This is a genomic window from Zoogloea sp., assembly GCF_028693495.1.
In the GTDB taxonomy this organism is placed as follows: Bacteria; Pseudomonadota; Gammaproteobacteria; order Burkholderiales; family Rhodocyclaceae; genus Zoogloea.
The window spans coordinates 1-13,957 of record NZ_JAQUVG010000092.1; the positions used below are offsets into that span (position 1 = coordinate 1).

General features: G+C 64.2%; 16 protein-coding genes and 1 pseudogene. 7 read left to right on the top strand and 10 right to left on the bottom strand.

Features of this window, described 5'->3' with window-relative positions:
- From PHD22_RS13580 to PHD22_RS13590, 3 genes and pseudogenes are all read left to right on the top strand, one after another.
- A pseudogene (locus PHD22_RS13580) lies at positions 1-219 on the top strand (ABC transporter ATP-binding protein); the annotation flags it as partial.
- On the top strand, positions 216-941 hold the full coding sequence (locus PHD22_RS13585) for an ABC transporter ATP-binding protein (RefSeq protein WP_299867846.1): 726 nt from the start codon (positions 216-218) through the stop codon (positions 939-941). The pseudogene PHD22_RS13580 and the gene PHD22_RS13585, both read left to right, overlap by 4 nt.
- 99 nt (positions 942-1,040) lie before the next feature.
- Entirely contained in the window at positions 1,041-1,601 is a 561-nt protein-coding gene (locus PHD22_RS13590; RefSeq protein WP_299867849.1) for a putative metalloprotease CJM1_0395 family protein, read from the top strand.
- 31 nt (positions 1,602-1,632) lie between these two features.
- Here PHD22_RS13590 and PHD22_RS13595 read toward each other — a convergent pair whose 3' ends face one another.
- Positions 1,633-2,358 carry a hypothetical protein gene (locus tag PHD22_RS13595; RefSeq protein ID WP_299867852.1) on the bottom strand — a complete coding sequence of 242 codons (726 nt, stop codon included), beginning with the start codon at positions 2,356-2,358 and terminating at the stop codon, positions 1,633-1,635.
- A gap of 109 nt (positions 2,359-2,467) precedes the next feature.
- On the opposite strand from PHD22_RS13595, the gene PHD22_RS13600 reads away from it, so the two are divergent.
- Positions 2,468-3,025, top strand: a complete 558-nt coding sequence (locus PHD22_RS13600) for an NUDIX hydrolase (protein WP_299867855.1) — start codon at positions 2,468-2,470, stop codon at positions 3,023-3,025.
- Here PHD22_RS13600 and PHD22_RS13605 read toward each other — a convergent pair.
- From PHD22_RS13605 to PHD22_RS13625, 5 genes are all read right to left on the bottom strand, one after another.
- Positions 3,020-4,225, bottom strand: a complete 1,206-nt coding sequence (locus PHD22_RS13605; protein ID WP_299867858.1) for a multidrug effflux MFS transporter — start codon at positions 4,223-4,225, stop codon at positions 3,020-3,022. The two genes, PHD22_RS13600 and PHD22_RS13605, sit on opposite strands and share 6 nt — an antisense overlap.
- A gap of 67 nt (positions 4,226-4,292) precedes the next feature.
- Positions 4,293-4,694 carry a hypothetical protein gene (locus tag PHD22_RS13610; protein WP_299867861.1) on the bottom strand — a complete coding sequence of 134 codons (402 nt, stop codon included), beginning with the start codon at positions 4,692-4,694 and terminating at the stop codon, positions 4,293-4,295.
- A 66-nt stretch (positions 4,695-4,760) separates the two neighbouring features.
- Positions 4,761-6,260, bottom strand: a complete 1,500-nt coding sequence (locus PHD22_RS13615) for a YifB family Mg chelatase-like AAA ATPase (RefSeq protein ID WP_299867864.1) — start codon at positions 6,258-6,260, stop codon at positions 4,761-4,763.
- A 68-nt stretch (positions 6,261-6,328) separates the two neighbouring features.
- On the bottom strand, positions 6,329-6,910 hold the full coding sequence (locus PHD22_RS13620; protein ID WP_299867866.1) for a YceI family protein: 582 nt from the start codon (positions 6,908-6,910) through the stop codon (positions 6,329-6,331).
- Positions 6,911-6,987: 77 nt separating this feature from the next.
- Positions 6,988-7,248 carry an accessory factor UbiK family protein gene (locus tag PHD22_RS13625; protein ID WP_299867869.1) on the bottom strand — a complete coding sequence of 87 codons (261 nt, stop codon included), beginning with the start codon at positions 7,246-7,248 and terminating at the stop codon, positions 6,988-6,990.
- A gap of 287 nt (positions 7,249-7,535) precedes the next feature.
- Between PHD22_RS13625 and PHD22_RS13630 the strand changes: the two genes are divergently transcribed.
- From PHD22_RS13630 to amt, 3 genes are read left to right on the top strand one after another with little or no spacing between them, the layout of a single operon-like run.
- Entirely contained in the window at positions 7,536-8,294 is a 759-nt protein-coding gene (locus PHD22_RS13630) for a TorF family putative porin (protein WP_299867872.1), read from the top strand.
- Between the two features lie 50 nt (positions 8,295-8,344).
- A complete protein-coding gene (gene glnK / locus PHD22_RS13635) occupies positions 8,345-8,683 on the top strand; it encodes a P-II family nitrogen regulator (RefSeq protein WP_299867875.1) in 339 nt (112 codons plus the stop codon).
- Positions 8,684-8,697: 14 nt separating this feature from the next.
- Positions 8,698-10,215 carry an ammonium transporter gene (amt, locus tag PHD22_RS13640; RefSeq protein ID WP_299867878.1) on the top strand — a complete coding sequence of 506 codons (1,518 nt, stop codon included), beginning with the start codon at positions 8,698-8,700 and terminating at the stop codon, positions 10,213-10,215.
- Positions 10,216-10,316: 101 nt separating this feature from the next.
- Here amt and PHD22_RS13645 read toward each other — a convergent pair whose 3' ends face one another.
- The 4 genes from PHD22_RS13645 to PHD22_RS13660 all read right to left on the bottom strand — a co-directional run.
- On the bottom strand, positions 10,317-11,093 hold the full coding sequence (locus PHD22_RS13645) for a nidogen-like domain-containing protein (RefSeq protein ID WP_299867881.1): 777 nt from the start codon (positions 11,091-11,093) through the stop codon (positions 10,317-10,319).
- 197 nt (positions 11,094-11,290) lie between these two features.
- Entirely contained in the window at positions 11,291-12,166 is an 876-nt protein-coding gene (gene purU, locus PHD22_RS13650; RefSeq protein WP_299867884.1) for a formyltetrahydrofolate deformylase, read from the bottom strand.
- A 52-nt stretch (positions 12,167-12,218) separates the two neighbouring features.
- Positions 12,219-12,827 (bottom strand): bifunctional phosphoserine phosphatase/homoserine phosphotransferase ThrH, encoded by a 609-nt coding sequence (gene thrH / locus PHD22_RS13655; RefSeq protein ID WP_141355043.1) that lies wholly within the window; start codon positions 12,825-12,827, stop codon positions 12,219-12,221.
- An 87-nt stretch (positions 12,828-12,914) separates the two neighbouring features.
- Positions 12,915-13,957, bottom strand: a 1,043-nt coding sequence (locus tag PHD22_RS13660; RefSeq protein WP_299867894.1) for an ATP-binding cassette domain-containing protein, incomplete at its 5' end; no start/stop codon positions are given.

The window sequence follows — 13,957 nt, forward strand, 5'->3', positions numbered from 1 at the left end:
CTCAAGGAGCTGATCCAGACCATCCGCCACGATGGCGTTACCGTGCTCCTCATCGAACACGACGTGAAGCTGGTGATGGGCCTGTGCGACCGCCTTGCGGTGCTCGATTTCGGCCGCAAGATCGCTGAGGACGTGCCCGCCGAGGTCCAGAAGAACGATGCCGTGATCACCGCCTATCTGGGTGGTCATGCCAGCCACACGCAGGGGACCTCCTCATGAATCCGGGTCTGACCCCCATTCTCCAGCTGCAGGATACCCGGGTCTCCTACGGCGCCATCGAGGCCGTCAAAGGCATCAGCCTGGAGCTCTACCCGGGAGAGCTGGTGTCCCTGATCGGTGCCAATGGTGCCGGGAAGACCACCACCCTCAATGCCATTGCCGGCCTGCTCGGCACGGCCGGTGGAGCGTTGCGTTATCTGGGGCGAGCCATCGACCGGCTGCCCGCCCACCAGCGCCTGCGTCAGGGCCTGGCCCTGGTGCCGGAAGGGCGGGGCATCTTCACCCGCCTCACGGTGGAGGAAAACCTGCGCATGGGGGCCTACTGCCGTCGTGACACGGCGGAAGTGGAGGCCGACCTGGCGCGGGTCTTTACGATGCTGCCCCGGGTCAGGGAGCGCCTGCATCAGGTCGCGGGCACCTTGTCCGGTGGCGAGCAGCAGATGGTGGCCATCGGCCGGGCCCTGCTGTCCCGACCCCGCCTGCTGCTGCTGGATGAGCCCTCCATGGGCCTGGCGCCCCTGGTGGTCGAGAAGATCTTCGAGGTGATCCGCTCGGTGGCGGCCGAGGGTGTGACCATCCTGCTGGTGGAGCAGAATGCCAACCTCGCGCTGGAGTTTTCCAGCCGGGCCTACGTAATGGAGTCGGGACGCATCACCCTGACGGGGTCCGGTGCCGATCTGTTGGCCGACCCCAAGGTGCGTGCCGCCTACCTGGGGGAATAAGCCCTGTCCCGAGCCTCCACCCGAACGTGACCGGGCTGACTGAAAGCGTTTTTGAGTCTAGTCTCATAGAAAGCCTGCTGTCTTCAACGTCTCCTGGTCATGTCCATTTCCTCCGTTTCGGCGACTTCCGTCTCCAGCGCCCAGGTCCCCCGTGCCAGTCCCGCTCCGCGGGATCCGGCGCGTCCGGGCGTTCCGCCGGGGCAGCAGGGGGCTCTGAGCGAGGCGGATCTGCAGCTCGTCAATCAGTTGAAGGCGCGGGATCGGGAGGTGAGGGCCCACGAAATGGCCCACCTGGCCGCAGGGGCCGGGATCGTCACCGGAGGTGTCAGCTACAGCTACCAGAGCGGGCCCGATGGCAGGCGTTATGCCGTGGGCGGAGAGGTCCGCATCAGTCTCTCGCCGGGGCGAACACCGGAGGAGACCCTGGCCAAGGCCGATCAGATCCGCGCCGCAGCGCTGGCGCCGGCCGAGCCTTCCGGACAGGACCGCAAGGTGGCAGCCGATGCGGCCCAGATGGCAGCTGTAGCCCGGGCCGAACTGGCTGCCCTGGCACAGGAGGCCGCTGCCAGCGGCGGCGGAGGACGGACGGGCCCTTACCGGATTGCAGAGGCGGAGGGGGGGCGCAGTTACCAGGGTATGACCGTCGATACTTACGCCTGAACCCGCTTCGCGCTTTGCCTGCAGGGGGCATTCATCCGCCTGTGGCGCCCGCCGGCCTCTTCATTGCTGCCTGACAGGCCCACTCCACCAGGTGCCAGTCCTTTGGGGTGATCTGCCAGAGGGCATAGCTGAAGGGGCCCTGCTCACCCAGGCAATGGGTGCCATGATCCACGACGGCCAGTTCTCCACCGCTCCAGAAACGGCTCAGTGTCGCTTCCAGGCGTTCGGGCCGGAGGGCATGCGCGCTGGCCTGGCGCTCCGGTTGCCGGCGGGTAGAGATCACGTCGTGGTAGCTCCCCCAGGCATGCCCGGACAGGTGGTGGAGGATGAGGTCGGACCACCGTCCGCCTGGGGCATCCACCTGGCCCAGCACATTGCAGAAGAGGATTGCGCTGTCCGGATAGGCCCGTGCCAGCCGGGCCAGGCCATGATCGTCGGCCAGGCAGTCCAGGCTGGAGAAGCTCAGCCTGGTTCCTGGTGTGCGTCGGCGCAGACCGAGGCGGGCGAGGGGGTCTGGCTCCAGAGCGACGACCTGCTGAAAGCGATCGAGGAAACCGGGTGGTAAGGCATGGCCGGCATTGGGGCCGATCAGTATCAGTCTGTCGTGCCCGGGATTCCACCCTTCCAGCCAGGCTGCCACCTGAGCATGGAAGGGCGCCCACAGGCGGTTCCGGTAGCGTAGGGCGCGCAGCAGGTAGACCAGCCCGCCGCTGGGGTGGAGCAGGTGGTGGCGCAGGCGGGGAGAAGCGTCGGGCATCGGGGGAGGCAGGTCAGGCTCTCCCGGGATTATGCCGGACAGGCTGGTCAGGGAAGGGGCGGGATGTCATCCTTGGGGCCTTGCCACATCAGCCCGGATGGAGAGAAGCATGAAGGACCCCCTGCACGAGGAAACCCTGACGTCAGACCTGGTTTATGACGGGTGTCTGCTAAAGGTGTATCGCGACGAGGTTCACCTGCCCGATGGCAAGCAGGGCGTACGGGAGTACATCCGCCATCCTGGTGCGGTGGTGGTGATTCCCGTCCTGCCGGACGGGCGGCTGGTCTTTGAGCGTCAGTTCCGTTATCCGGTTGGCCAGGCCTTTCTGGAACTCCCGGCAGGCAAGCTTGATCCGGGTGAGGACCTGCTGGCCTGCGCCCGTCGGGAGCTGCAGGAGGAAACCGGTTATGTGAGCGATACCTGGCGCCATCTTGGGGTGCTGCATCCGTGCATCGGTTATTCCAACGAGCGTATCGAGATATTCCTGGCGACTGGCTTGACCCACGTGGGCCATGCCTGGGACGAGGGCGAGTTCCTGGAGCTCCTGACCCTCGGCCTGGATGAGGCCCGGGCGGCGGTGTTTGATGGGCGCATCACCGACGCCAAGACCATCACGGCTCTTTTCTGGGCCGAACGGGAACTGGCGGGCGGCATCCCTTCCTCATGACGCTTGTGTTGGGCGGGGTTCATCCCGCCAGCCAATCTGCCGCCACAGCAGCAGGCAGGCAGCACCCAGCCCCAGGTAGCCCACCATGCCCAGCGCCAGTCCGGTGGTGGAAGACCACAGGGCGGGTGCCACCAGGCCTGCCGTCATCGCGCTGATCAGCATCTGGAGAAAGCTCTGGCAACTGGCGGCCAGGCCGCGGTGTTCCGGAAACTGGTCCAGGGCCAGCAGAGACAGGCTGGGCATGGCAATGGACATGCCCAGGTTGTAGAACAGGATGGGGGCCACGGATTGGGGCAGACCCGGGGGTAGCCAGCGGCTGATGGCCAGATTGGCGAGGGTGGCGATCCCCATCAGCCCCAGTCCCAGGCCGACGGTGCGGCCCTGGGAGAGCCGACCGGCCAGGCGGGCCGACAGGGCTGCGCCTCCGAACATGCCGATCACGCCGGGAATGAACAGCCAGCCGAAGGCTGTTTCCTTCAGGCCCAGATGCTCCATCAGGAACACCGGTGCCGACAGTACATATAGGAAAAAGCCGTTGAAGTTGAGCCCCAGGGCGAGGCAGGGCAACAAGAAGCCCAGGCGGGTGAACACTGCGGCATAGCGTCGTGCCAGCGGCCCCGGATGCAGGGGATGGCGCCTGGCCGGAGGCAGGCTTTCCGGTAGCTTCCAGGCGGTGAGGGTGGCCAGGATCAGCCCCAGCAGGGTCAGGAAGATGAAGATGGCCCGCCAGCCGAAGGCGGTGAAGATCCATCCACCGAGGATGGGCGCGATGGCGGGCCCGACAGCGAAGGTCATGCTGACGTGGCTCATCAGGCGCTGGGCGTGGATGCCGTCGGTCAGGTCGCGCACCACCGCCCGGCCCACCACCATGCCGGCGCCCGAGCTGGCACCTTGCAGGGCCCGTCCGATCAGAAGGGTTTCGAGGTCTGTGGCAAACACGCACAGCAGGGAGGACAAGGTGTACACCAGCAGCGCAGCCACGAGCACGGGCTTGCGACCGAAGGCATCGGAGAGGGCTCCGTGCCACAGGACCATTACCCCTAGGGGGAGCATGTAGGCGGTGAGGGTCTGCTGCACTTCCGCCTGACTGACGCCCAGGTCGCTGCCGATGGCCTGGAGTGCCGGCAGATAGGTGTCAATCGAAAAGGGGCCAACGGTGGCGAGGGCTGCAAGGAGCGCTGCCAGTTGTGCGTAAGGCATCAGGGACGTCCGTTCGGGGAGCGGGTCAGGGCTGCATGCCGTGAGGCCGGGCAGCGTGCTGCCGTCGTCATTCGACGGCGTGCACCCGGCGCACGTAGTAGCCGGTTTCACCGAAGCAGGAGGAGGGTACGCCCAGATGCTGCTCGTAGGACAGGGACACCCGCTTGCCCATTACGGCATTGATTTCGACGGCGACCTGCTCGTCCTTGACCGTGAATTTGAAAATTTCCGGCAGGCTCCCCGGGATGGAGACGATGGCCAGCTCACCTTCCCAGGTCTTGCAGAGCCACCCCTTCTGGGAAAATTTCTGGACGTAGCCGGCCCGTTCCCCGGAAGAGTAGCTCCAGTGAAGGACCAGCCAGGTGTAAGCCGCAAACAGCGTGCCGCCGGTCAAGGCCAAGCCGGTCAGCCAGGCCAGCCAGCGGCCAGGCTTGGCGCGGGCTGCGCCGGGGGAGGGTTGTAAGGCCACGAAAAGCTCCGGAGTAGGTTGCGAGGTGGCGGCTGCCGGATGACGAGTGCCGCTGCAGGCCGGCGGTCAGGCCAGTTCGCTGATGCCCCGCCGGCTCTGGATGGCTTCCGCCACATGAGCATGGCCGACGTTGCCGGTGTCCTGCATGTCTGCAATTGTACGCGCGACCTTGAGGATCCGATGATAGGCACGGGCGGATAGACCCAATCGTGTGATGGCGGTTTGCAGCAGTTTTTCCCCGCCTGGGTCTGGACGGCACCAGCGATCCACTTCTGCGCTGTCGAGCCGGGCATTGGGTTTGCCCTGGCGCGCCATCTGGCGGGACCAGGCCAGGTGGACCCGTTCGCGCACCGGGGTGCTGGGTTCGCCGGCGGGCGCGTTCACCAACTCGCCCACGGGCAGTGGAGGTACTTCCAGGATCAGGTCAATACGGTCGAGGAGAGGGCCGGAGAGCTTGTTGCGGTAGCGCAGGACCTGATCGGGGGTGCATCGGCAGCGCCCTCCCAGATCGCCATGGTAGCCACAGGGGCACGGGTTCATGGCACAGACCAGCTGGAAGCGGGCGGGAAACTCGGCTCGTCGGGCCGCCCGGGAAATGGTGATGTAACCACTTTCGAGTGGCTCCCGCAGGGCTTCCAGCACCCGTCGGTCGAATTCGGGCAATTCGTCGAGAAAGAGGATGCCCTGATGAGCCAGGCTGATCTCACCAGGACGTGGCGTGCTGCCGCCCCCCACCAGCGCAGCAGTGGAGGCAGAGTGATGGGGCGCCCGAAAGGGGCGCCGGCTCCAGTGGGCGGGCTGAAAGCTGCCCTCCACCGACTGGATCGCGGCGCTTTCCAGGGCTTCGTTGTCGCTCATTGGGGGCAGGAGGCCAGGCAGGCGCTGGGCGAGCATGGATTTTCCGGTGCCAGGGGGGCCAAACAGCAGGATCGAGTGCTGGCCGCTGGCGGCGACCTCCAGTGCCCGGCGGGCGGCCTGCTGGCCCTTGATGTCAGCCAGGTCCGGGTAGGTGGGGGGCGGCGCGAGGGGTGAGCCTTCGTAGGGAACGAGAAGGGTGTGGCCACACAAGTGGGCGACCACCGCCAGCAGGCTGGTGGCAGGCAGCAGCCGGACATCCCTTACCAGTGCGGCTTCGGGCGCATTGGCCGCTGGCAGGATCAGGGTCCGTCCGGTGCAGGCGGCCTGGCGGGCGAGGGCCAGGGCCCCCCGGATCGGGCGCAGCTCACCGTTCAGGGAAAGCTCACCGGCAAACTCATAGTCCTTCAGGTGTGTGGTGGGGATCTGGCTGGAGGCGGCCAGGATGCCCAGTGCGATGGGCAGATCGAAGCAGCCCCCGCCCTTGGGGAGGTCGGCAGGCGCCAGGTTGATGGTGATGCGGCGCTGGGGAAAATCCAGCTGGCTGGTGAGCAGCGCCGCCCGGACCCGATCCCGTGCTTCCCGTACCTCCGTATCCGGGAGACCCACCAGGGCCAGGGCTGGCAGTCCGTTGGCCAGGTGGACTTCGACGGTGACTTCCGGGGCATCGAGGCCAACCAGGGCCCGGCTGGTGACAAGGGCAAGGCTCACGGAATTATCTTTTTTGAATAAATTCCGTGAAGTGTAGCGTGCCTGCCGGGATAGTGCCCATCCAATCGTCATTCAGGGGTGCGGTATGCCTCCACCGGAACATGCAGCCGGATCTCGTCTCCCACCGACGGGAGGCTCTTGGTCATGCCGAAGTCCGAGCGCTTCAGGCTGCCCCGCAGGTCGGCACCACAGGTTTCCCGCTTGTGCATGGGATGGGGAGCGCAGCGGAAGCGCTCGAACGTCAGGGTCAGGGGGCGGGTCACCCCCAGGAGGGTCAACTGCCCGATGGCCGCCACCGGGTTCTCCCCTTCGAAGCGGATCTGTCCGGCGACAAAGCGGATGGCCGGATGGGCCTCCGTGTGGAAATAGCCTTCGCCCCGCATATTCTCGTTCCACTTGGCAAAGCCCATGTCGATGGAGCCGGCGTCGATGCTCACGTCCACAGACCCGCTGCGGGCGGTTGTGTCCAGCACCACCGTGCCGCTGGTCTTGTTGAAGCGGCCGCGCTGGGTGGAAAAGCCCAGATGGTCCACCTCGAAGACCGGAAAGGTGTGGCTGCCGTCGATGGTGTAGTGGGCGGGCGCAGCCATCGCCGGTGTCGTGAGGGCGGTGGAAAGCGTCAGGCTGAGAAGCAGGGAATTGAGTTTCAAGGGCATCTCCCGGGAATCAATAGAAATGAAAAGGGGCGCCGCAGCGCCCCAGGTGGACCGGCTGCTGCCGGCCGGATTCAAAGACCGTCGGCCGGCGGCCGTTCCGCCAGTTCTGCTTCCAGGCGGGCGACCCGGTGTTCCAGCTCCGAGAGTTTTTCGCGGGTGCGCAGGAGCACTTCCTTCTGCACCTCGAATTCTTCCCGGGTCACCAGATCCAGCTTGGAAAAGCCGCTGGAGAGCAGTGCGCGGGCGTTTTTCTCGATGTCCTTGGCCGGGCTGCTGGCGAGCAGTTCGGAAACCTTGGAGCCGATTTCGTCGAGGATTTTCGGGTTGGCCATGATGGTGTGCCTCCGCAGGGAATGAATGGGATGAAAAGGTGGCGGGCTTTAAAGCCTGATGGCATCAGTTTAGCACCGGACCCGCCCCCTCGCCCCCGGCATCCATGCACCAAGTTGGCGCCCTTTTTTGGTGCGTGATGTCAGGATGGTGCAGGCCCGACCGGCCCTGCACTGCAGCAATTCCCCTTTTGTTCCTGCATCTTTTTGAATTAAAAGAGATTTAAATGGTGGCACGCAGGTTGCTAGATAGTGATCACCAACTTTTGCTTACGAGGAGAAACTCCATCATGTACAAGACCGTCATCGCCTCTGCCCTGCTCGCCACCAGCGCAGTCCTGCCGAATGTGGCCCTGGCCGCTGATCCGGCTCCGGAGCATGCCTTCACCAGCAATGTGACTCTGGCTTCCGAGTACATCTACCGCGGTATCGGTCAGACCAACCGGAAGCCTGCCCTGCAGGGCGGGTTCGACTATGCCCATGCCAGCGGCTTCTATGCCGGGATCTGGGGATCCAACGTTTCCTGGCTGTCGGATGGGTCGGCTACCGGTGCCAAGATCAGCAACAGCCTGGAGCTGGACTTCTACGGTGGCTTCAAGAACACCGTCGGTGATTTCGGCTACGACGTGGGCCTGCTCCAGTATTACTACCCGGGCACCTATCCCAGCGGCTTCAACAGCCCGAACACCCTGGAGGGCTATGCGGCGGTCAGCTACAGCATCCTGACCCTGAAGTACTCCCATTCCTTCACCGACCTCTTTGGCTGGGTGGACAGCAAGAACTCCGGCTACCTGGACCTGACCGCCACCTACGAACTGATGCCTGGCCTCAACGTGGTGGGTCATGTGGGCCGTCAGAAGGTTAACGGCGATGCCTCCGGTGGTGCCTCCTACACCGACTACAAGCTGGGCGTGACCAAGGACTTCAGTGGCACGGTGGTGGGTCTCTCCTACGTGGCGACCAATGCCAGCGAGGCCTGGTACACCAACGCCTTCAACAAGGATCTGGGCAAGGACCGCTTCGTTCTCTCCGTGACCCGCAGCTTCTAATTTTTCCGATCGCACGGCGGCGGCTGCCGCCCTCCCAGAGGTAAGCCAACATGAAACTCGTAACTGCCATCATCAAGCCCTTCAAGCTCGACGAAGTGCGTGAAGCCCTCTCCGCCATCGGTGTGCAGGGGATCACGGTCACCGAGGTCAAGGGCTTCGGCCGCCAGAAGGGTCACACCGAGCTCTATCGTGGCGCCGAGTACGTGGTCGATTTCCTTCCCAAGGTGAAGATCGAGGCCGCCGTGCGAACCGAGATCCTCGACCAGGTCATCGAAGCCATCGAAAAATCCGCCAGCACCGGCAAGATCGGTGACGGCAAGATCTTCGTGTTCGATCTGGAGCAAGCCATCCGCATCCGTACCGGTGAAGCCGGTGGCGATGCGCTGTAAGGGAGCCTGAAATCATGAAAAAACTGTTCGCAGCCCTGCTGACCAGTCTGGCGGTCAGCTTCGCGGGCGGCGTCCTGGCCGACGACAAGCCTGTCGTGCCCGTGGATGCTCCCGCAGTCACCGCTCCGGCGGATGCCGCTGCCGAGGTGAAGCCTGTCGAGGTGCCCGTCGCCGATGCCAGGGTCACCGAGCCGGCGCCTGCCGAAGTGGCGCCGGCCCCCGTTCCCAACAAGGGTGACAACGCCTGGCTGATGATCTCCGCGGCCCTGGTGATCCTGATGTCGATTCCCGGACTGGCCCTGTTTTATGGCGGCCTGGTCCGCTCCAAGAACATGCTGTCCGTGCTGATGCAGGTGTTTGCCGTGTTCTCCCTGGTCACCGTACTGTGGGTGGTCTACGGCTATTCGCTCGCCTTTACCGAGGGCAACGCCTTCTTCGGCAGCTTTGACAAGGTGTTCCTGAAGGGTGTCACGCCGGATTCCGTGGCGGCCACCTGGTCGAAGGGGATCGTGATTTCCGAGTTCATCTATGTGGTGTTCCAGGGCGCATTTGCCGCAATCACGCTGGCCCTGATCGTCGGCGCCTTTGCCGAGCGCATCAAGTTCTCCGCCGTACTGGTGTTTTCCATCCTCTGGTTCACCTTCAGCTACCTGCCGATGGCGCATATGGTCTGGTACTGGGCGGGTCCGGATGCCTACACGTCCGCCGACGCGGCTGCGGCAGCCAACGCTACCGCAGGCTATCTGTTCCAGCATGGCGCCCTCGACTTTGCCGGCGGTACCGTGGTCCACATCAACGCCGCCGTTGCCGGCCTGGTGGGTGCCTACATGATCGGCAAGCGGGTGGGCTATGGTCGCGAGTCCTTCGCACCCCACAGCCTGACCCTGACCCTGGTGGGCGCTGCTCTCCTGTGGGTGGGCTGGTTCGGCTTCAATGCCGGTTCGGCGCTGGAGGCCAATGGCGTGGCCGCGCTGGCCCTGGTCAATACCTGGGTCGCGACCGCTGCGGCCGCCATGTCCTGGATGCTGGCCGAATGGGTCATCAAGGGCAAACCGTCTGGTCTGGGTGCCGCTTCCGGCGCCGTGGCAGGGCTGGTGGGCATCACCCCGGCTGCGGGTCTGGTCGGTGTGGTGGGGGCTATCGTGATCGGCTTGCTGGCTGGTGTCGTCTGCCTGTGGGGTGTGAATGGCCTGAAGCGCATGCTTGGCGCTGACGACTCCCTCGACGTGTTCGGAGTGCATGGCGTCGGGGGTATTCTCGGTGCCGTGCTGACGGGGGTGTTTGCTTCTCCGTCCCTGGGTGGTGCCGGGATCTGGGACTACGTGGAGAACAAGGTGGCCGACCACTATTCCATCATGGATCAGGTGATCGCGCAGGCCACTGCCGCCGGGCTGACCATCGTCTGGTCTGCCGTCGTCGCCTACATCGCCTACAAGCTGGTGGACATGTTCATCGGCCTGCGGGTGCCGGAAGACGAAGAGCGGGAAGGCCTCGACATCACCTCCCACGGCGAAAGCGCGTACCACCACTAAACACGGTTGTTTTTGCAGGACAAGGATGGGCGCTTCGGCGCCCGTCCTTGTTTGGGCTTCAACCTGGATAAAGCAGGTTCATCCGCCTGTCACGAGGGGGCTCAAGCCCGCTGGCGGCGACGCAATTGTGACAGTGCAAGCAGCGCGCCGGCGCTCAAGGCGAGGCTGGCCGGTTCCGGCACGGTGTTCAGGACCGACGGAATGCCTCCATCCAGATTGTAGCGGAAGGACTGATTCATGACTTGGGCCGCAACGAATGAGGATGAGCCGGAGTACAGGGACAGCTCGCCGGCATTCACGGTGCTCCGGCCATCGCCGAAGCCGACGGAGACGGAGTGGGTGTCGGTGCCGGCAGTGACATTGCCGTAGTAGAAACCAATGACGCCTTCCGTGGCAGCAATCGTTGACGCCGGATCGTTCAGCACCAGCTGGAACTGGGCGCGACCGCTGTAGTTGCTGGAGTAATAGCCGAGCCTGTCCCAAGTCACGACGACCTGGGAGGGAGTGATCTGCCGGAAATAAACGCCGGAGCCGCCGGTGCCCGCCGCGATGGTGCCAAGCGGATCGGCGCGACTGTCGAGATCAGTCCAGAAAGGGGCAATCATCGGCGCGGCCGTCTGGCTGTTCAGAGGATTCGACAAGTAGGCACTGGTGCTTCTGTTGAAGCTCACGTTGCCGTTGTTGTTGATGTACAGGGAGTTGTAGGTCTGGCCGAAGAAATTCAGCGAGAAGGGCAGTGCGACGGCTCCGAAAGAGCCGTCGTCGTTGGGGGTATATCCGGGAGCTCGCGCTCCGAAATTGGACGTATAAAGTGCGGCGTGGGCACCGATGGCAGACAGGGACAGGGCCGTGGCAAATATGAGTTTATTCAGATGCATTTATTTCACTTTTGATGTTTTTTGTGAAAAATATAAAAAGCAAGAAAGATGCCGTTATTTTTTTATTCAAAAAAACAGGTTGTTAGAAACAACGTGATTCAAAAGTGTAAATTTATCCGACAGGGTTTTGATGATTTCTGACGCTTCAGGTGCTGTGAAGGCCTTGTCTCCAGGCTGAAAATCCCGCCGGACAGGTGTCAGCGGAACACCACCGTCTTGTTGCCGTGCACCAGCACCCGGTCTTCCAGGTGGTAGCGCAGGCCGCGGGCCAGCACGGCCTTTTCGATGTCCTTGCCGTAGCGGACCATGTCTTCAACCGAATCCGAGTGGTCGATGCGGATCACGTCCTGCTCGATGATTGGGCCCTGATCGAGCTCGCTGGTGACGTAGTGGCAGGTGGCACCGATCAGCTTGACGCCGCGGGTGTAGGCCTGGTGGTAGGGCTTGGCGCCGACGAAACTGGGCAAAAAGCTGTGGTGGATGTTGAGGATCTTGCCTGGGTTGGCGGCGCACAGCTCGGGCGACAGGATCTGCATGTAGCGGGCCAGCACCATGGTGTCGCCATGCACCTCGTCGAAGATGCGCTGGACTTCGGTGTAGGCGCGGGCCTTGTTGTCGGGGGTCACCGGCACGTGGTGGAAGGGGATGCCGTGCCACTCGACGAAACCCCGGAAGGTGTCGTGGTTCGAGATCACGCAGGGGATCTCGATGTCGAGTTCCTTCGACTGCCAGCGGGCGAGCAGGTCGTAGAGGCAGTGTTCCTGCTTCGAGACGAGGACCACGACGCGCTTCTTGACGGCCGAGTCGGTGATCTTCCAGTCCATCTGCAGTTCTTCGGCGATGGGCGCGAAGCGCTCGCGGAACTCGGTGAGCATGAAGGGCAGCGAATCGGCGCGGATCTCGACGCGCATGAAGTAGCGGTCGGCCTGGTTCGGGTCGTCGTTGCGTTCGGAGTGGAGGGCGGTTTCGAGGATCCAGCCCTTGTGTTCGGCGATGAAGCCGGACACCTTGGCGACGATCCCGGAGCGGTCCGGGCAGGAGGCGGAGAGGGTGTAGAAGCGTTCGCGGTGCATGGGGGGGGTGCCACCGGCCGCCGGCTGTGGGGCCGGGCCGGCAGAAAAAGGGTCAGATGCGGGCGGAGGCGGCGCGGATCTGGGCCATCAGGCCGCTGTATTCGCGTTCGACCGGGAACTGCGGAAACTCGGCAATGACGTTGTCCGGTGCGCGGAACAGGATGCCGGCGTGGGCTTCCTTGAGCATCGCGGTGTCGTTGTAGGAGTCGCCGGCGGCGATGACCTTGAAGTTGATTTCCTTGAAGCGCTGGACAGCTTCCTTCTTCTGGTTGGCCATGCGCAGGTGATAGTTCACCAGGAAGCCTTCGGCGTTGGCCTCGAGCTTGTGGCAGAACAGGGTGGGCATGCCGAGCTGCTGCATCAGCGGCATGGCGAATTCGTAGAAGGTGTCGGACAGGATGATGACCTGGAAGTCCTGGCGCAGGGCATCCAGGAAATCCTTGGCACCGGGCTCGGGGCCCATCTCGGAGATGACTTTCTGGATGTCCGGCAGGCCCAGCTTGTGCTGTTTGAGCAGGTCGAGGCGGTACTTCATCAGCTTGTCGTAATCGGGCTCCTCGCGGGTGGTGCGACGGAGTTCGGGGATGCCGGTGCGCTCCGCGAATTCGATCCAGATTTCGGGGACGAGGACACCTTCGAGGTCGAGACAGACGAGTTGCACGGCAAAAGCTCCAGAGAACGACAGTTGGTCAGGGTAGCCCGCAATTCTAGCAAAGAGACTGCGGGGTTCGTGTTGTGGGGGCTGAATTCAGTCACCGGGGATGGCATCAAGGGCCTCATGAAGCTCCAGCCAGCGCAACTCTGCTTCCTCGATCCTCTCCGTCAGCTCGGCCTGGCGCTGGAGGAGTCCGGGAACCTCTCCCGAATCCGGACCGGTGTACAGCGCCGGATCAGCCAGCCGTTCGTCGAGCCTGTTCTTCTCGTTGTTCCAGGGCGTGAGCTTCCTGTCGAGCTGCTCCAGTTCCTTCAGCAGCGGACGGCGGGCGGCCAGGCGGGCCTGGCGGTCGGCAGCGGCGGCTTCCCGGTCGGCCTTGCGGCTGGCCTTGTCGGCGGCGCGGTCGGGGCACTGGGCAGCGGCAGCATCTGCAGCGCGGCGCTGGGCGAGCCAGCTCTTGTAGTCGTCGAGGTCGCCGTCGAAGGGGGTAAGGCGTCCGCCATCCACCAGCAGGAAGCGGTCACAGGTGGCGCGCAGCAGGGCCCGGTCGTGGGACACGATGACCATGCCGCCTGCGTAGTCCTGCAGCGCCAGCGTGAGGGCGTGGCGCATTTCGAGGTCGAGGTGGTTGGTCGGTTCGTCGAGCAGCAGCAGGTTGGGTTTATGCCATATCAACAGGGCCAGCGCGAGGCGGGATTTTTCGCCGCCGGAGAAGGGGGCGCAGGGCGCCGTTGCCATATCCCCGTGGAAGTCGAAGCCGCCCAGGTAATTGCGCAGGTCCTGCTCGCGGGTCTGGGGGTCAAGGCGCAGCAGGTGCTGAAGGGGGGATTCGTCGGGGCGCAGGCTTTCGAGGGCGTGCTGGGCAAAGTAGCCCATCTCCAGCCCCTTGCCTTCGCGGCGCTGGCCGGCGCTGGGCGTGAGGCTGCCGGCGAGCAGCTTGATGAGGGTGGATTTGCCGGCGCCGTTGCGGCCGAGCAGGCCGATGCGCTCGCCGGGGCGGATGGTGAGTTTCATGCCCGACAGAATGGGCTTGTCCGGGTAGCCGGCGGCGGCGTCTTCGAGCTGCAACAGCGGGTCGGGGGCTGCGCCGCAGTCGCGGAAGCTGAAGCTGAAGGGGGTGACGAGGTGGGCCGCGG